Origin of the sequence: Nocardia sp. NPDC050406, assembly GCF_044459025.1 — a bacterium.
In the GTDB taxonomy this organism is placed as follows: domain Bacteria; phylum Actinomycetota; class Actinomycetes; order Mycobacteriales; family Mycobacteriaceae; genus Nocardia.
Genome location: NZ_JBITIM010000005.1, coordinates 62,569 through 79,772, shown reverse-complemented (window position 1 = coordinate 79,772; position 17,204 = coordinate 62,569). Strand labels below are relative to the sequence as shown.

Genomic DNA, 17,204 nt, shown 5'->3' with positions numbered 1-17,204 from the left:
TCTGCGTGAGCGAAAGGCGTTGGGGCGGAATACCTTTGTCGACATGGGCGGTTACCACCCGTATGCCCCATGGAGTGGTGATCGCACCCAGCCCCGCAGCCGTCAATGTCGTCGACGATGTCATCGCCCAGGCGAGACAGGCCTACGCCCTCGGCGTTCGCCAGATCTGGCTGGCGCAAATGTTCGCCTTCGACGCCATCGCCCTCGCCGGTCTCGTCGGCGCGGCCGTTCCGGGATTGACCGTCGGCACCTCGGCGGTGCCCATCAACCCCCGACATCCGCTGATCGTCGCCGGGCAGGCGCAGACGGCGCAGGCGGCCTCGCACGGAAACTTCCGCCTCGGTCTCGCCCTCGGCGCGCATGCGTTGGAGCGCAGCGCCTTCGGCATCTCCTCGGCGAACACCGTGCAGCGTCTGCGCGAGCACCTCACCGTGCTCCGATCCATCTTCGAAGACGGCACGGTGGACTTCCACGGTCAGGAGATCACCGCGAGCCCCGAACTCCCGGTATCCCTCCCCGGCAGCACCCCCATCCCGATCCATGTCGCCGCCATGGGCCCGCGCGCCCTCCAGGTCACCGGCGAATTGGCCGACGGCACACTGCCTTTCCTCGCGGGCCCCCGCACCATCGAGGAGTTCATCGCCCCCACCCTCGCCACGGCAGCCGCCGAAGCAGGCCGTCCCACCCCCCACATCATCGCCTTCGTCCCAGTCCTGGTAACCGACGACGAAGCCACCGGCCGCGCCACAGCCGCAACCCACCTGTCCTTCTACGACAACACCCCCTCCTACCAAAAGGTCATCGCCCGCGAAGGCGCATCCCAAGCAGCCGACCTCGCCGCCGTCGGCACCCCCGCGACGATAACCAAACATCTCAGCCGCTATCGGGACGCCGGTGCCACGGAAATAGTGCTCTCCCCGATCCACCACGAGGACCCCGCGGCCTTGCGCGAACTCTGGAGCGTCGCAGCCGATTCGCGCTGAATAGGCGGCGATACGTGGGTTTACGACGGGCCTGACACCGGCTTTCGGTCAACGGTGTTGCCGCCGTGGCTGTCCCGGGATTGAGCCACCGCGCCGCTCACGGTGCTGAGGTTCGTTCCTCGGGTTTCGCCGATGCGCCAGATGGCGATCGCGGTGATCGCTCCGCAGCCGATGGCCAAGGCGATCAAGGGGGTGCTGCGGATGGTGCCGACGTTGAGGGTGGCGGCGAGCATGGGGGTGAAACCCGCGCCGATGAGGGCGGCCAGTTGGTAGCCCATGGAGGCGCCGGTGTAGCGGACGGCGGTGCCGAACATTTCCGAAAGTAGTGCTCCCAGTGGGGCGTACATGGCCGATTGCGCTAGCTGGCCGATGGTCATGGCGGCGAAGAGGCCTGCCAGGGTGCGGGTGTCGACGAGGGTGTAGAGGGGCCAGGCGAAGGCCATGATGCCGAATGCGCCGGTGAGGATGACGGTGCGGCGGCCGACTCGGTCGGAGAGGGCCGAGCAGAGGGGGATGGCTATCAGAGCGGTGATGGAGGCCAGGAGGAGGCCGGTCATGACATCGGCGCGGCGGTAGCCGATGGCGGTGGCGTAGCTGAGCATGTATGTGCTGATGAGTGCGGTCAGGGCGAAGGGGCCGAGGCCGACCGCGCAGGCCAGCAGCAGGTTTCGGGGGCGGCGCAGGACCTGGGCGAGGGGTAGGCGTTGCGGTGCGGAAGCGGAATCCTTTTGGAAGACAGGCGTTTCGGCGATGCTGAGGCGGACGTAGAGGCCCGCGGCGAGGAGCAGCACGCTGAGCAGGTAGGGGACTCGCCAGCCCCAGGACATCAGTTCGTCGTCGGGAAGCAGCGTGACCACCGTGACGACCACCGTGGACAGGACGGAGCCGATCGGCGAGCCCATCTGCATGACGCCGTTCCAGAAACCGCGACGCTCGGGCTCGGCGTACTCGGTGACCATCAAGGTGGCGCCGCCCCATTCGCCGCCGATCGCGACGCCCTGCGCGAGGCGCAACAGAACCAGCGCCACGGGCGCGGCGACACCGACCATGCCGAAGGTCGGCAGCAGGCCGATGAGGAAACTGGCCACACCCATCATCGTCATGGTGATGACCAGCATCGACTTGCGGCCGAGGCGATCCCCGAAGTGGCCGAAGACGATTCCGCCGATCGGCCGCGCCACATAGCCCACGGCGAGCGTTCCGAACGAGGCGATGGTGGCGAGCTCGGGCCGCGAATCAGGAAAGAACAGGTCGCCGAAGACGAGCGCGGCGAGCGTGGCGTAGATCAGGAAGTCGTAGTACTCGATCGCGGTACCGAGCAGGCTCGACAACGCGACTCGACGGACCTGTGCGCGGTCGGGCGGAACGACGGGCGGCGGTGTGGTCACGGCAACCTCTCGACGGTGAAAACGGCGTGTCCGTCATCACTACCGCGCCCGCCAGCCTCGCAATACCTGCCGTCTTGCCCAGTGAAACCAGCGCGGATCTCAGCCGCCCGGGGCGATATTGACGCCCACACCGTTGGGCACCGGCACCACCTGCACCTTGCCGTCCTTGATGGCTTGGTAGAGGACGTACCCGTCGGCCCCGAGCACCTCGACCAACCTGCGAATGGCCTCCAATTCGGTGGTCACCCGAATGTTCTCCTCGTGTTGGGCGCGGGTGGCCTCGATGGCGCGCTGCGTATCGGTCAGCGCGGCACGAACGGTTTCGGGTGGCACCGGCTGTTGAATGGTCAATTGCGGGTCGCCGCAGTCGCCTCCCGAGCCCGGTACGAAAACCGGGCTGCAGAAGAAGGATTCGCCGCCCTGTTCGGCGATGAACTTCGCGGTCAGCTGACCGACGGACTTCTCCCAATTGCCTTTGGTTTCGGCGCTGGTGTAGAGGTCGCGCCAGTTGTACGCCTTGGTGGCGTCGTCGAGCGCGCGATTGAGCGGCTGGCCGATGTAGTCGCGCAACATCTCCACCCAGCCGTCGTAATCGTCCGCCTCGTATTTGATGCCGATCCGCTCGTGGAATTGACGCAGCGTCGCGCAGTCGGTGTTGAGGCTGAAGGTCACCAGGCCGGTGACGCGCAACTCCAGATCGTCCTTCGATACGACGGTCGCCTCGGCGATTTCGGCGTCCTCGTGATCGGCGAATTCGAAGGTGCGCTGGCCCGCCGGGTACAGGAAAATCTGGTCGCCGGGGCCGCGATACTCCCGGCTGCCCGGCGCGACGCAATTCGAGAAAGTGGTGGCGCTGAAGGGTCCGGCATTGTATTCGAGACCCGCCTCATCGGGATTCGGCGCGACGGAACAGCCAGCCAGGGAGAGCACGCCGAGGAGCGCGATCGCGCCCAAACCCGCTGCCCACCACCGTTTTCGGAGCATGTACGCAGTGTAGAGCCCCCGGCGTTCCCGGTGGGCCGATGCGCCTATATGGCTGTCGCGGAACAGCTTCGGGGGACGCTCCCGGAAGAATCAGGATGATTCCAACCGTCGTGCCGTGACATCGATGCGCGGTACTCCTTTACCCGGCCTTCGGGGCGAATTCGGGTGTAGGGGAGTCGATGTGAGTGTGCGGGAATCCGGAACGGAGACGGCCTCGCCGGTGGTGCGCCGGGCCGTGGTCGCGACCGCGTGTAGCGCGGTGGCGGTCGCGCAAATGGCGACCACCATCTACCTCCCGAGCATGCCCGCGCTGGGCGGCGATATTCACGCCTCCGACGGCACCCTCCAATTGTCGGTGGCGCTGTTCGTGGTCTTCGCCGCGCTACCCGTGGTCGCGTGGGGCCGGGCGGCGGAACGGTTCGGGCGGGTGCCCGCATTCGTCGCGTCGGGACTGTGTTTCGTAATCGCCAGCGCCGGTTTGGCATTCATCACGAATGCGCCGGAATTGCTCAGCCTGCGCATCGCGCAGGCCATCGGCGCGGGCGGTATCGCCGTCGTCGCACGGATGATGATCAAAGACCTGTTCACGGGCGCGGAGCTGGCGCGGCAACTATCGCTGCTGTCCATGGCCTTCGTGGTGGCCCTCGGCGGCGGACAGGTGGTCGGCGGCGTCATCACCTCGACGCTCGGATGGCGCTACGGCTTCGCCACCTTGGCCGTACTCGCCGCGATACCGGTCGCGCTGTCCCTGCGCGTCGCACTGCCACGCCCGACTCCCGGTACCGCGGCCAAGGGCGTGGCGCGACGGCTACTGCGCGACCGCACCTTCGTGGCCAGCGCCGTCGCCGGAGGTATCGGCTTCGCCGTCATCGTCATGATCCAACAGAAGTCGGCGTTCATCTTCGCCGACCGATTCGCGCTGCCGCCGTGGCTGTTCGGCCTGTTCGGCGTCCTCTACGGCGTGGCGTACCTGGCGGGCGCGACCTACGTCCGCCACACGGTCCGACGCTTCGGCGCCCGCGCCATGATGCGCCAGGGCGCGTGGATCATGCTCGCCGGATGCGTCCTGATCACCCTGGTCTGGACGCTGGACCCGCACCGCGCGCTCGCCCTGCCGATCTTCCTCGCCGGATACGTGACGACGACCTTCGGACAGGCCACCCTCTTCCCCAACAGCGCCGCGCACGCCGTGAGCCACCTCGTCTCCGGCGCGGCGATCGCGGTGTCCTGGTGCGCCCTCATCCAACAGGGCTTGGCGGGCATCGCCTCGCTGGCGGGCCCCTCGCTCACCGGCCTGGTCGCCTGGTCGAGCGCCCTCACCCTGCTCGCCGCCGTGAACGTACTCCTCGCGGCGGCCAAGGAACCCACCCACTCCGAATCGACAGCTCGACGCGCATAGCCGACAAAGGAATACAGGGAATGGTCACTCATCAATTCGCCAATATCCGCAAGCAATTGCATACGAGCAATGCCTTCTGGGACGACAGCGCCGCACACGGACTGGTCGATATCGTCGCCGCGGATATGCGCGACGGACACGTCCACGACCGCGACGGCCGTACGATCGTGAATTTCTCGTCGTACTCATACCTCGGCCTGGACAGCGACCCGCGCATCATCGCCGGTGCGCACCGAGGTCTCGACGTCACGGCGACCGTCAATTCCTCCATCTCCCGCATGCGAATTCGGCTCGCACTGCTCGAGGAGGCCGAACAGCGCCTGTCGCACACCTTCGGCGCGCAGGCCGTCACCGTCTCGTCCTGCGCGGCCGCGGCGTGGGCCACCCTGCCGCTGCTCGCCTCCGGTGAACTCACCGACGGACACCCGCCCCTGGTCGTCTTCGACAAGAACGCGCACTTCTGCCTCAACGCCATGAAACCGCTGGTCGCCGATGAGACCGAACTCGTCACCATCGCCCACGACGATATCGCCGCCCTGGAAGAGCTGTGCCGCAAGCACTCCCACGTCGCCTATGTCGCCGACGGCGTCTACAGCACGGGCGGCGGCGCGCCGCTGCGCGAACTGTTCCGGCTTCAGGACACCTACGGCCTGTTCCTGTACTTCGATGAGGCACACGGTATTTCGACCCTTGGACCGCGCGGTCGCGGCTATGTGCTCGGCGCGTACGAGGGCTGGCGCGACCGGACCCTGATCATCGCCTCGCTCAACAAGGGCTTCGGGGCCAGCGGCGGCGTGATCTTCTTCGGCGCGGAAGGCGACGACAGACTGCGCGATACTCTGCTGCGCACGAGCGGACCGCTCATGTGGTCACAGCGCATCAATACCGCCGGACTCGGCGCCGTCATCGCCTCCTGCGATCTGCACGACGACGGCACCGTCGACGCCCTGCAAATCGCTCTGCGCGAACGGATTCGCCTCTTCGACTCGCTCGTCGACACCGATCTCGCCGGGGACGGATTCCCCATTCGATTCGTGAACATCGGCCGCGAGGAGACCACCGTCGCCGTGGCCCGCGACATGCTGCACGCCGGGTTCTACACCTCGCCCGTCTTCTTCCCGATCATCCGGCGCGGCAGCGCGGGCCTGCGCCTGATGCTGCGCGCCGACCTCGAACCCGACACCATTCGCCGATTCGCCGACACGCTGACCGCGAGCCTCGCCGCGCACCAGGACCGAGCGGAGCTGCCCGCATGACCCTCACCGTCGAACACAACACCGGCTTCGAAGCGCAACGCGCCCGGCTGCGCGCGCACAGCGCCGATATCGTGGCCTCGCGGCGACGCCACGGCGACACCAAACTCGCTGTGCGCGAACGCGTCGACCGCGTCCTCGACCCCGGCACGCCCTTCCTCGAGATCGGTCGACTCGCCGCGCACGAGGTGTACGACACCGATCTGCCCGCGGCGGCGCTCATCGTCGGCATCGGCATCATTCACGGCCGCCCCTGCATGGTGTTCGCCAACGACCCGCACGTCAAAGGCGGAACCTACTATCCGCTCACCGTGAAGAAACATCTGCGCGGGCAGAAATTGGCCAGGGAATATCGCCTGCCCTGCGTCTACCTGGCCGACTCGGGCGGCATCTATCTGCCATTGCAGGAGGAGATCTTTCCCGACGAGGAACACCTGGGAAAGATGTTCCGCAATATCGCGGAAATGAGTGCGCTGGGGCTGCCGCAGATCTCCGCGGTCCTCGGCATCTGCACCGCGGGCGGGGCGTACATCCCCGCGATGAGCGATGAGACGGTGATGGTGCGCGATCTCAGCACCGTCTTCCTCGGCGGCCCGCAATTGGTGGAGGCCGCCACCGGCATCAAGGTCGACGCACAGACCCTCGGCGGCGCGGAGCTGCATGTGCGCGAGACCGCCGTCGCGGATCACCTGGCCGTGAACGAGGCGGAGGCCCTGGCCATGGTCCGCGATATCGTCGCCCGCACACCCGCCGACGCGATTCGCCCACCCGCCTTCGCCGCCCTCGAACCGGCCGATGACCCGGCGTTGCTGCCCGGTCTGATCCCGGCCACCACGAAGAAGGAGATGAATGTCCGCGCGATTCTGCGCTGCGTGGTCGATGCCGCCTCGTGGGTCGAGTACCGCAAGGACTACGGCCTGACGATCGTCTGCGCGACGGCCCGGATCGCCGGATACGAGGTGGGCATCATCGCGAATCAGGGCGTGATCTTCCCCGACAGCGCCCTCAAGGCGACGAATTTCATCCAGATCTGCGAACAACGCCGCATCCCTTTGCTTTTCGTCCACAATGTCAGCGGCTTCATGGTCGGCGAGCAATACGAGCGCGACGGCATCGCCAAACACGGCGCGAAAATGGTCAATGCCGTCTCCTGCGCCACCGTGCCCAAGATCTCCCTGGTGATCGGCGGCAGCTTCGGCGCGGCGAATTTCGCGATGTCCGGGCGCTCGATGGGCGGCCAATTCATGGCCATGTGGCCCAATGCCCGCTCCACCGGCGTCGGCGGCGAACAGGCCGCCGCCGTCATGGCGATTCTGCGCCGCGACCGATTGCGCCGCGAGGGCAAGGAACTGAGCGCCGACGAGGAAGCCGCCATCAAACAGCCCATTGTCGACAGCTTCGAACGGCAATCGCATCCGGCGTATATCGCCGCGCGCCTGTGGGTCGATGCCGTCATCGAACCCGAGGACACCCGCACCTGGCTCGCGCAATGCCTGTCCCTCGCCCACGAGCGCTGGGATCGGCCGTGGCCGACCGCGACGACATACGGGGTGTTCCGACTGTGATCTCGACAGTGCTCATCGCGAACCGCGGCGAGGTGGCCGCCCGCATCGCGCGCACCTGCGACCGCCTCGGCATCGATTACGTGACCGTGAGCGTCGACGAGGATCGCGACCTGACCTATCACGCCGGTGCGGTGGCCACGGTCCGGCTGCCGGGTGCGAGCGCTCATCTCGATGCCGCCGCCCTCGTGCGCGCGGCGGTCGAAACAGGCTGTGACGCAGTGCATCCCGGGTATGGATTCCTCTCCGAGAATGCCGACTTCGCGCGCGCCGTCCGCGCTGCCGGGCTGGTCTTCGTGGGCCCGAGCTCCCGGGTGATCGAGACCATGGCCGACAAGGCCTCCGCCCTGCGGGTGATGGCCGACGCGGGTGTTCCGGTGCTGCCGGGCACCCGGGAGGCCACCGACGACCTGGACGCCCTGGTCCGCGCCGCCGACGACATCGGCTATCCGCTGATCGTCAAACCGGCCGGTGGGGGTGGCGGCAAAGGGATGTCGGTGGTGCGCTCGCGCGACGGGCTGCGGGAATCGCTGGCCTCCGCGAGCCGCACCGCGACGGCCGCCTTCGCCGACGGTCGCCTGCACCTGGAACGCTACGTCGAGCACGCGCGGCATATCGAAGTACAGGTATTCGGCGATGAATTCGGCACCGCCGTGCATCTGTTCGACCGTGACTGCTCCTTGCAGCGGCGGCATCAGAAGGTCATCGAAGAGGCACCCGCCCCGAATATCCCGGAATCCGTCCGCCGCGCGATATTCGACGCGGCGGTGCGCGGTGCGCGGGCGTTGCAGTACGTGGGCGCGGGCACTTTCGAGTTCCTGCTGGTGGGCGAGGAGTTCTTCTTCATCGAGATGAACACCCGCCTCCAGGTCGAACACACTGTCACCGAGGAGATCACGGGCATCGACCTGGTGGAGTGGCAGCTGCGCGTCGCCTCCGGAGACCCACTGCCCGCCGCACAACGCGACATCACGGCCGTGGGCGCGTCGGTGCAGGTTCGGGTGTACGCCGAGGATCCGTTCCGGTCGTTCCTGCCCTGCCCGGGCGAGCTGACCGTGACGCACTGGCCGAACGTGCGCGTCGAGCGCGCCTTCGACCGCCAGCTGCGCGTCACCGGCGCGTTCGATCCGATGATCGCCAAACTCGTCGCCACCGGTGCGACCCGGGACGAGGCGCTCGCCGCCGCCCGCGCCGCCTGCGCCCAGCTGCGCTGGACCGGCATCTCCACCAACCTCGGGTTCGTCGGCCATGTCCTGGGCACACCGGTGCTCGCGACGGCCGAGCACGATACCGCGTACCTGGACCGGATCGACCCGGCGGAGGCGTTCGCGGACCCGGATCTGTTGAGCGCCTTCGCCGTCGCGGCCACCGTGACCGCACCCGACCGCGCGACACCGTGGTCCACCGGCGCACCCGTCGGGGACCGGGCGTGGCTCGACCCCGCCGATCACGACCTCGGCAGGATCGACCTGTCGGTCGACGGCCGCCCCTTCACCATCCGCGTCAACGGCTACGACGGGGCGGGGGTGCGGGTGCGGGCCGATACCGCGAACCCGGGCGTGGTCTGCGTGCCGGGCGGCGAGACGGTCACGGTCGGTTCCCTGCCCTGCGCGGTCCGCCGCACGGGGGCGGGATGGCTGTGCCAGGTGGCCGGGGTCGCCAGGGAAGTGCGGTACGCGGAGCACCGCTCCTACGGCGGCACCGCGGCCGGACCCGAAATCCGTTCTCCCATGCCGGGAACCGTCGTTCGGCTCCATGTCGAATCCGGTGCGCACGTGGAGCGCGGACAGCTGCTCGGGGTGGTCGAGGCCATGAAGATGGAGCACGAGCTCACCGCGACGCACCCCGGCATCGTGACCGTGACCGCGACCGAGGGCGCGGTCGTCACCACCGATCAACCCATATTTCTCATCGAGGACAGGAGTGTCGCGCGGTGATGCGACCACGACGACTGGCGACCGCGCTGCTGGCGGTTTCGGCCCTGCTGCTGACCGCGTGCGGCGGAACCGACAGCGCGGCAGGCGATTCCGCGCAACCCCGCAGCGGTGGGTCGTTGACCTGGGGTGTGGAGACCGAGCCGACCACGCTCAATCCGCACCTCAACGGTCAGGGCAAGACGAAACTGTTGCTGCGCAACACCTTCGAAGCATTGCTGGCGCGCACCGAGGACGGCGGCTACGTGCCGTGGCTGGCGTCGGGCTACGAGGTGTCGCCGGACGCGCTGACCTATAGGTTCACGCTGCGCGACGGTGTGCGCTTCACCGACGGCGCCCCGCTGACGGCACAGGCGGTGGCGCGCAACATCACCGCGCTCCAGGATCCCGCCTACACCGGTGGCACCTCGGCGTGGCGCATCTCCAGTCTGGCCTCGGTGAGCACACCGGACGAGCGGACGCTGGTCTTCGCGCTGAAGAACGTCTACGCGCCGTTCCTGGACTTCATCTCCGCGCTGGAGATCATCTCTCCGGCCGCCTTCGACTCCCCACAGCTGAAGTCCGGCGGCCCGGAGATCGCGGGTACCGGGCCGTTCGTGCTGGACCGCTACGTCAAGGGGCAGGAGATCCACTTCCGCAAGAATCCCGAATACCAGTGGGCCCCAGACAATGCCAAGCATCGAGGTCCGGCCTACCTCGACGAGGTCACCTACCGGTTCCTGCCCGAATCGTCGGTGCGCACCGGCGCGCTCACCTCCGGCCAGGTCGACATCATCGAGGGAATCTCCGGCAATGACGCCGCGCTGTTCGAGGACAATCCCGACTTCAGCTACCAGCACGCGTTGAACGCCGGTAGCCCGTACGCGCTGTACCTGAACTCCACCCACGGTCCCGCGACGGACGTCCGGGTCCGCAAGGCGCTGATCGATGCCGTCGACGTCGACGCGGTACTCCAGTCCATCTATCGCGGCGAACGCACCCGCGCCTGGGGCATCGTCTCGTCGGTCGACGCGCAGTTCTACGACAAGAGCATCGAGCGCTCCTACGGCGGTGATACGCAGGCCGCCAACCGGTTGCTCGACGAAGCGGGCTGGACGGCGCGGGACGGCAAGGGATTTCGCACCAAGGACGGGCAGCGTCTGACCATCGAGGTCCTACAGGCGCAGTCCACCGTTCGTGATCAGCGCGACGTGCTCCTGCAGGCGATCCAGGCCCAAGCCAAACAGAACGCCGGTATCGACCTCGGCATCTCCTATGTCGACGCGGGTACCTACGCGGATCGCCGGAAGACGGGCACCTTCGGTTCGATCGCCAACTCCGACACCATCACCGGTGGCGTGGATATCGAAAACCATTGGTTCCCCGTCGATTCGGGCGGCACCCTGAACTACAGTCGCGCGGCGGACCCGGAACTGACCCGCTGGCTGACCGCCGCGTCCGCGACCCTCGACACCGGCGCACGCGCCGGACAGTACGCGCAGTTGCAGCGATTCGTGCTCTCCGACAAGGCCTACGCGTTCCCGCTCTACGAACCCGAGGACCAGATCGCGGCCGCCGCCCACGTGCACGGCGCGGGTTTCCGTCCCTTCAAACAGTTCCCGGAGAGCGCCTACGACATCTGGGTCGATCGTGGATAGCGTCGGCGCGACCCTCGAGGTCACCGCCCGAGAACGAGTCGAAGCCCGCACGGACGCCCGCCCCGGGCCACGCCGTGCGACGGCGGTGCGGATACTGATCCGGCTGCTCTCGGCCCTGGGCGTGCTGTGGGGTGCGGTGACGTTGGCGTTCATCAGCGTTCGTCTCGCGCCCGGTGACACGGTCGATGTGTTGCTGGGCGAACAGCAGCGGACACCGGAGATCGAGGCCGCCATTCGCGCCGAATGGGGGCTCGACAGCCCGGTGATCGTGCAGTACCTCCGGTACCTGGGCGATTCGGCGCGCGGCGATTTCGGGCGGTCCTACATTCTCCAGCGGCCGGTCTCGGAGATCATCGCCTCGCAGGCCGGGCCGACCGCGGCCCTCACCGTCGCCGCGCTCGCGGTGGCGCTGGTCTTCGCGGTCGTCGTGGCAACCACCACCGCGCGGCGGCGACGGTCGCGGGCCATCGCGAATACCGTTGAACTGACGCTGGTGTCGACGCCGCCGTTCTGGCTGGGGATCGTGCTGCTGTCGGTCTCCAGCTTCACGCTGAAAATCTTCCCGGTGGCGGGGAACAAGGGGCCCGAGGCGTTGGTGCTTCCCGCGCTCACCCTCGGCCTGCCGCTCGGCGCGGTCGTCTCCCAGGTGCTGCGCGACGGCTTGGAACGCGCCCTGGACGAACCGTTCGCGCTGACCGTGAAATCGTGGTCGGTGAGCGAGACCGCGCTGCGGCTGCGGCACGGACTGCGGCACGCGGCCCTCCCGGCGGTCACGCTGACCGGATGGCTGGTCGGCGGTCTGCTCGGCGGCGCGGTGATCATCGAAGAGGTCTTCGGTCGGCCGGGCCTGGGCCGGGCGACCGTGGATGCCGTACTGGCGCAGGATCTTCCGGTGGTACTGGCCGTCGCGATCCTGTCCGCGCTCGTGTACGTCGTGATCAGCACCGTGGTCGATCTGCTCTACCTGTGGCTCGACCCGCGCCTGCGCACCGCCGCCCGGCAGGGGCGGGCGCGATGAGCATCCAGCGCCTCGGTGAGCGCGTGGCCGGGGCGCGCATCGCACCCGGTGTCGCCGCCGCCGCGCTCTTCCTGGTCGTCATCGCACTCGCCGTCCTGGCACCCACCGTGCTCACCAGCGGCGACCCGCTCACCGCGGATCCCCTTGCCGCACAGCTCGAACCGAGCTCGCGGCACTGGTTCGGCACCGACCATCTCGGGCGCGACGTCTTCACCCGCGTCGTCCACGGCGCTCGCTACTCCTTGTCGATCGGCGTCCTGGCCACCGCGCTCGCCGTACTCGTCGGCACCGCGCTCGGCCTGGCCTCGGGGGTGGCCCGCGGTCTGCTCGACGAGCTGATCACCCGCTTCCTCGACGTGGTCTCCTCGTTCCCGGATCTGCTGCTCGCCCTGGTGCTGATCTCGTTCACCGGGCCCGGCACCGCGAATCTGGTGGTGGCGCTGGGCATCGCGTCGGTACCCCGGTTCGCGCGGGTGGTGCGCGCCCAGACGCTCGTGGTGCGCGAATCCGGCTATGTCGAACAGGCCCGCACCTTCGGGCTCACCCGCGCGACCCTGATCCGCCGCCACATCCTGCCGCACGCCGTGGCGCAGGTGCCGATCCTCGCCACCATCGGCCTCGGCACCGCCATCCTCGGCGCGGCGGGACTCAGCTTCCTCGGCATGGGACCGCAACCGCCCGCGCCGGAGTGGGGCGCGATGCTCTCCGAAGGCCGCAACTATCTGCGTAATGCCTGGTGGATCGCGGTGCTGCCCGGCGTGGCCGTGACCGCGACGGTCATCGCCGTGAGCTCCCTGGGTCGGCACTGGCAGCGGCACTACGACGGAAGGCCACGAATATGAGCCTGGTAGCGATCGAGAATCTGCGCGTCGGATTCGCTACGAAAAGCGGTGTCGGCGAGGTGGTGCGGGGCATCGACCTGCGCATCGAACCGGGGGAGGCCGTCGCCCTCGTCGGTGAATCGGGCTCGGGAAAGTCGGTCACCGCGCGCACTCTTGTCGGCCTGTCCGGTTCCGGAGCGGTGGTGCGCGCGGATCGTTTCGAACTCTTCGGACAGGACGCGCGCGAGCATCGGGAGCGCCGGTGGCGGCGGATCCGCGGCAGCGATATCGGCTACGTCCTGCAAGACGCGCTCGTCTCGCTCGATCCGCTGCGCACCGTCGGGCAGCAGTTGGCCGAGGTGCAGACCGCGCTGACCGACCTGCGCGGTCGGGCCCGCACCGCCCGCGCCGTCGAACTGCTCGAATCGGTGGGATTCCCGGAACCCGAAGCGCGGCTGGGCCAATACCCACATGAGCTGTCGGGTGGACTCCGGCAGCGGGTGCTGATCGCGACCGCCATCGCGGGCGATCCCGGGTTGATCATCGCCGACGAGCCGACCACCGCGCTCGATGTCACCGTGCAGCAACAGATTCTGGACCTGCTGCGGCAGCGCAAAGCGGCGGGCAACGCGCTGCTGCTGATCAGTCACGATCTCGCGGTGGTCGCGGAACTGGCCGACCGGGTGCTGGTCATGCGCGACGGTGCGGTCGTCGAGGAGGGGCAGACACGCGAGATCCTCACCCGGCCAACACATCCGTACACCAGAAAGCTGCTCGCCGCCGTGCCCTCGGCGGCTTCGCGCGGTACGAGGCTCTCGATCTCCGACGCACCCGACCGTCCGCGACCGCCGCGCGCGGTCGACGAGACCCGAATCGTGCTGTCGGTCCAGCGGCTTCGCAAAACCTACGGCACCGGACCGGCCGCGCGAACCGTCGTGCACGGCATCGACTTCGACCTGTTCGCGGGCGAAACCCTCGGCATAGTAGGCGAATCCGGCTCCGGCAAATCCACGACGGCGCGCCTGGCCCTGAGTCTCGTCCCGCCGACCTCCGGCCGTGTCGTCGTCGACGGGGCGGTGTGGACCGAACTCCCGGAACGCGAGCGCCGCCGCCACCGCGGCACCGCGCAGCTCATCGCCCAGGACCCGCTGAGCTCCTTCGACCCGCGCTACACCGTGGAACGCATTGTCGGAGAGAGCCTGGACACGATCGGAGTGCGCGGGCGAGCCCGAGCGCAGCGGGTCCGCGAACTCCTCGACGCGGTCCACCTCTCCCGCGATCTGCTCGACCGCCACCCGCGCACCCTCTCCGGCGGCCAACGCCAACGCGTCGCCATAGCCCGCGCCCTCGCCCCACGCCCGGCCCTGATCATCGCCGACGAACCCGTCTCCGCCCTCGACGTCTCCGTCCAAGCCCAGATCCTCGACCTACTCGCCGACCTCCAAGCCGAATTCGGCACCGCCCTCCTGCTGATCTCCCACGACCTGGGCGTCGTCCATCACCTCGCCGACCGCGTCCTCGTCATGAAGGACGGCCGCATAGTCGAATCCGGCGACGCCGACGCGGTACTCACCACACCGCGCCACGAGTACACCCGCCGCCTGGTGGCCTCCGTACCGCGCCTGCCCACGCCGCTGTGAGGCAGGCGAGGGGAGCCGAATCGGAACGGGCTGGACAGTTGGCGCGAATGCGGTCATGATCGCCCGGATACTCGTTCGATCTCGGGGGCTGATGCATGTCGTTGTTGGGAAAGTCCGCGCTGGCCTTGGTGATTCCGGCGGCGGGGGCACTGGTGGCCAGCGGGGCCGGGACCGCGCAGGCCGGTGGGCTCTACGGTGCTATCGCGGTGGGCACGTTTCAGGTTGGGCACGCTACCGACTATCCGAGTCAGGCCGCTGCCAATCAGGCCGCGCTCGATGCGTGCGGGGTTGCCTGGTGCCGGGTGACATTGGAGATTCAGAACGGCTGTGGGTCGGTGGTGGAGAAGGACAATCGCGGGCTTTTCACGCATTACCCGGTGTACTACTACGGCACCGGTGCCACGGGCGCCGACGCCGAGCGTATGGCGTTCGCGCAGGTGCCGCCGAATACGCCGTGGGCTACCGCCATCAGCCTGGCGTACGGCAGCTCCATGATGGGGGAGCCGTACGTTCGGAACACCGTGTGCACCGCGAACGCCGGATGAGGGGCGAGCAGATGACATCGTTGCGAAAGTTGGCGCTGGCCATGGTGATTCCCGCGGCGGGGTCGCTGGTGTTCCTGGGCGCTGGAACCGCGAACGCGGCCGGGGATCTGTACGGCGCGATCGCCGTGACCACCATGCGGGTCGGTGCGGCGGCCGACTATCCGGTGCAGCACGAGGCCGATCAGGCCGCTCTGGACGCGTGCGGGGAGAGTGTCTGCCATATCGTGGCGCGGATTCACAACGCGTGCGGTTCGGTGGTCGAGCGCGATGGCAAGACCCCGTTCGGCGGGGCGATGCCGTTCTATTTCACGGGAACTGGGGCCACCGCCGCCGAGGCCGAGGCGGATGCCCTGCGCATCGCGGGACCGGATGTCGGCACGCCGCTGCTCGAAATCACCAAGCCCGCTTTCGTTCTCGACACCATCTGCACGGCCAACGCCGGATAAGCCGGGGCGGGTTCAGCCGCCGAATTGATGGACTCGCGTCTGCGGAACGACCTGTGGCGCTTGGTTGGTGGGCTGCGAGGGCCGCTCGACGGTGTAGGTCGGTACGTACTGTTCGGCGGGCGGCTCCTCGACGGGTTGGTTCTCGACCTGCACCGGGGTGTCGGCGGGCGGTGGGGCCTCGACCGGCGAGGGTGTCGAGGTGACCTGGATGCTGCTCGGGACCGTGGTGGTGGTCGACGTGATCTGTTGTGGCGCACTGGTGGTCGTCGGCGGGGTGCCGGTGGAGGGAGTCTCGTCGCGCAGCGTGAACGCCGCACCGAGCGTGACGCCGACACCGGCCAGGAGCAGGCCCGAGACGACCGCGAACCGTCGGCGACGCGAACCGTCGGCTGGCGGTTCGGGAGCGATCTCCGGCGGCGGAACCTCCCGTACCGGCGCGGCGCGGACAATGGTCGGCACCGCCGCCTGATCCGGTGCCTTCACCAGCGACACGGCGGCTTTGTCGGTCGCTTTGACCAGCGAGACCGAGCGACAGGCGACCGTGGGCTCATCGTCGTCCCTCGAAATCACCACGGGTGCGGTGGATTTCGGCAGCGCGCGGGCGGCGGCCTCGGCGAGGGCGGTGCAGGTGGCATACCTGTCACGCGGCGACTTGGCCAGCGCGGTCGCGATCACCTCGTCGAATTCCGCGGGCAGGTCGGGTCGCACCGCGCGCGGCGCGGGCGGCGGCGCGGTCAGATGCGCGCCGATCACGGCCGCCTGATCCCGGCGCGGAAACGGCGGCTGGCCGGTGAGCAGTTGAAACAGGGTGCAGCCCAAGGAGTAGATATCGGCGCGGTGATCCGCGGGCGTGTCCTCGAAACGCTCCGGCGCGGCATAGGCGAAGGTGGCGGCGACACCGGAGAGGGTGACGGTGTCGTCGAGCGTGCGGGCGATGCCGAAATCGGTGAGCACCGCGCGCTCACCGTGGCGGGTGTCGCTTTCGATGAGCAGATTCGCGGGCTTCACATCGCGGTGCAGCACACCCTGCGCGTGCGCGTGGTCCAGGGCGTGCGCGGCATCGGTGAGCAATCCGACCGCCCGTACCGGGTCGAGGCCCTGCGGGTGTTCGCTCAGCAATCCGGCGGCGTCACCACCGTCGATGTAGCGCATCGCCAGCCACAGCGCCGGTTCGTCGACCGCGCTGCGGTCGTAGACGGGCACGATATTCGGGTGATCGAGCCCGGCGGCGAGGGTCGCCTCGCGATCGAAGGCGGCGCGCGCCTTCGCGTCCACGGTGAAGGTGTTCGAGAGCACCTTCAGCGCCACCCGCCGCCGCATCCGCGGATGCTCGGCCAGATACACCGCACCCATGCCGCCCGCGCCGAGTAGTCGCTCGATGGCGAATCCGGCGTATACGGTCCCCGGCTGCAAACTCACGACCATCCTCCCCGACACCGTGCCTCGGCCCGCAGAGAATGTAGCGCAACCCGCGGACACCGCGACGGCCGTACGAATCCGCCGCCTCCGGGCCAGGCCGGGCAGATGGGCAGTGCCTACCCAATTGCGCTGGCCGCGTTAATGATTCGTCGCCGCCGCCGCGAAACACCAGGTA

At 68.4% G+C, this 17,204-nt stretch carries 14 protein-coding genes; 11 read left to right on the top strand and 3 right to left on the bottom strand.

Annotated features, from left to right (window positions below):
• Nucleotides 1–62: 62 nt before the first annotated feature.
• On the top strand, nucleotides 63–983 hold the full coding sequence (locus ACIBH2_RS32190) for a TIGR03564 family F420-dependent LLM class oxidoreductase (RefSeq protein ID WP_397124464.1): 921 nt from the start codon (nucleotides 63–65) through the stop codon (nucleotides 981–983).
• A gap of 20 nt (nucleotides 984–1,003) precedes the next feature.
• Here the strand turns inward: ACIBH2_RS32190 and ACIBH2_RS32185 are convergent, their stop codons facing one another.
• Nucleotides 1,004–2,371 carry an MFS transporter gene (locus ACIBH2_RS32185; RefSeq protein ID WP_397124462.1) on the bottom strand — a complete coding sequence of 456 codons (1,368 nt, stop codon included), beginning with the start codon at nucleotides 2,369–2,371 and terminating at the stop codon, nucleotides 1,004–1,006.
• A 99-nt stretch (nucleotides 2,372–2,470) separates the two neighbouring features.
• The gene (locus ACIBH2_RS32180; protein ID WP_397124460.1) at nucleotides 2,471–3,355 is read right to left on the bottom strand and encodes an SPFH domain-containing protein; all 885 of its coding nucleotides are present in this window, start codon (nucleotides 3,353–3,355) and stop codon (nucleotides 2,471–2,473) included.
• Between the two features lie 181 nt (nucleotides 3,356–3,536).
• Here ACIBH2_RS32180 and ACIBH2_RS32175 point away from each other — a divergent pair, with 181 nt between their 5' ends.
• From ACIBH2_RS32175 to ACIBH2_RS32130, 10 genes are all read left to right on the top strand, one after another.
• Complete coding sequence (locus ACIBH2_RS32175; RefSeq protein WP_397124458.1) at nucleotides 3,537–4,754, top strand: MFS transporter; 1,218 nt, start codon at nucleotides 3,537–3,539, stop codon at nucleotides 4,752–4,754.
• 20 nt (nucleotides 4,755–4,774) lie between these two features.
• A complete protein-coding gene (locus ACIBH2_RS32170) occupies nucleotides 4,775–6,010 on the top strand; it encodes an aminotransferase class I/II-fold pyridoxal phosphate-dependent enzyme (RefSeq protein WP_397124456.1) in 1,236 nt (411 codons plus the stop codon).
• Entirely contained in the window at nucleotides 6,007–7,572 is a 1,566-nt protein-coding gene (locus ACIBH2_RS32165) for a carboxyl transferase domain-containing protein (protein WP_397124454.1), read from the top strand. The genes ACIBH2_RS32170 and ACIBH2_RS32165 overlap by 4 nt, the downstream gene beginning before the upstream one ends.
• Nucleotides 7,569–9,506: an acetyl/propionyl/methylcrotonyl-CoA carboxylase subunit alpha gene (locus tag ACIBH2_RS32160; protein WP_397124452.1), complete on the top strand. Its 1,938-nt coding sequence runs from the start codon at nucleotides 7,569–7,571 to the stop codon at nucleotides 9,504–9,506. Before ACIBH2_RS32165 ends, ACIBH2_RS32160 begins: the two co-directional genes overlap by 4 nt.
• Nucleotides 9,506–11,140, top strand: coding sequence for an ABC transporter substrate-binding protein (locus ACIBH2_RS32155; protein WP_397124450.1), 1,635 nt, complete (start codon nucleotides 9,506–9,508; stop codon nucleotides 11,138–11,140). Before ACIBH2_RS32160 ends, ACIBH2_RS32155 begins: the two co-directional genes overlap by 1 nt.
• Nucleotides 11,133–12,158 carry an ABC transporter permease gene (locus ACIBH2_RS32150; protein WP_397124448.1) on the top strand — a complete coding sequence of 342 codons (1,026 nt, stop codon included), beginning with the start codon at nucleotides 11,133–11,135 and terminating at the stop codon, nucleotides 12,156–12,158. The genes ACIBH2_RS32155 and ACIBH2_RS32150 overlap by 8 nt, the downstream gene beginning before the upstream one ends.
• Nucleotides 12,155–13,000, top strand: a complete 846-nt coding sequence (locus tag ACIBH2_RS32145; RefSeq protein ID WP_397124446.1) for an ABC transporter permease — start codon at nucleotides 12,155–12,157, stop codon at nucleotides 12,998–13,000. Before ACIBH2_RS32150 ends, ACIBH2_RS32145 begins: the two co-directional genes overlap by 4 nt.
• Complete coding sequence (locus tag ACIBH2_RS32140; RefSeq protein ID WP_397124444.1) at nucleotides 12,997–14,619, top strand: dipeptide ABC transporter ATP-binding protein; 1,623 nt, start codon at nucleotides 12,997–12,999, stop codon at nucleotides 14,617–14,619. Before ACIBH2_RS32145 ends, ACIBH2_RS32140 begins: the two co-directional genes overlap by 4 nt.
• A 95-nt stretch (nucleotides 14,620–14,714) precedes the next feature.
• Nucleotides 14,715–15,164: a DUF4189 domain-containing protein gene (locus tag ACIBH2_RS32135; protein ID WP_397124442.1), complete on the top strand. Its 450-nt coding sequence runs from the start codon at nucleotides 14,715–14,717 to the stop codon at nucleotides 15,162–15,164.
• 11 nt (nucleotides 15,165–15,175) lie between these two features.
• Complete coding sequence (locus tag ACIBH2_RS32130) at nucleotides 15,176–15,610, top strand: DUF4189 domain-containing protein (protein WP_397124440.1); 435 nt, start codon at nucleotides 15,176–15,178, stop codon at nucleotides 15,608–15,610.
• A gap of 12 nt (nucleotides 15,611–15,622) precedes the next feature.
• Here ACIBH2_RS32130 and ACIBH2_RS32125 read toward each other — a convergent pair whose 3' ends face one another.
• Complete coding sequence (locus tag ACIBH2_RS32125; RefSeq protein WP_397124438.1) at nucleotides 15,623–17,029, bottom strand: serine/threonine-protein kinase; 1,407 nt, start codon at nucleotides 17,027–17,029, stop codon at nucleotides 15,623–15,625.
• Nucleotides 17,030–17,204 lie beyond the last annotated feature (175 nt).

Bases quoted from the DNA above. Each gene is read 5' to 3' on its own strand.
- ACIBH2_RS32190 (WP_397124464.1), top strand. From the start codon at position 63: ATGCCCCATGGAGTGGTGATCGCACCCAGCCCCGCAGCCGTCAATGTC.
- ACIBH2_RS32180 (WP_397124460.1), bottom strand. From the start codon at position 3,355: ATGCTCCGAAAACGGTGGTGGGCAGCGGGTTTGGGCGCGATCGCGCTC.
- ACIBH2_RS32170 (WP_397124456.1), top strand. From the start codon at position 4,775: ATGGTCACTCATCAATTCGCCAATATCCGCAAGCAATTGCATACGAGC.
- ACIBH2_RS32165 (WP_397124454.1), top strand. From the start codon at position 6,007: ATGACCCTCACCGTCGAACACAACACCGGCTTCGAAGCGCAACGCGCC.
- ACIBH2_RS32155 (WP_397124450.1), top strand. From the start codon at position 9,506: ATGCGACCACGACGACTGGCGACCGCGCTGCTGGCGGTTTCGGCCCTG.
- ACIBH2_RS32145 (WP_397124446.1), top strand. From the start codon at position 12,155: ATGAGCATCCAGCGCCTCGGTGAGCGCGTGGCCGGGGCGCGCATCGCA.
- ACIBH2_RS32140 (WP_397124444.1), top strand. From the start codon at position 12,997: ATGAGCCTGGTAGCGATCGAGAATCTGCGCGTCGGATTCGCTACGAAA.
- ACIBH2_RS32135 (WP_397124442.1), top strand. From the start codon at position 14,715: ATGTCGTTGTTGGGAAAGTCCGCGCTGGCCTTGGTGATTCCGGCGGCG.
- ACIBH2_RS32130 (WP_397124440.1), top strand. From the start codon at position 15,176: ATGACATCGTTGCGAAAGTTGGCGCTGGCCATGGTGATTCCCGCGGCG.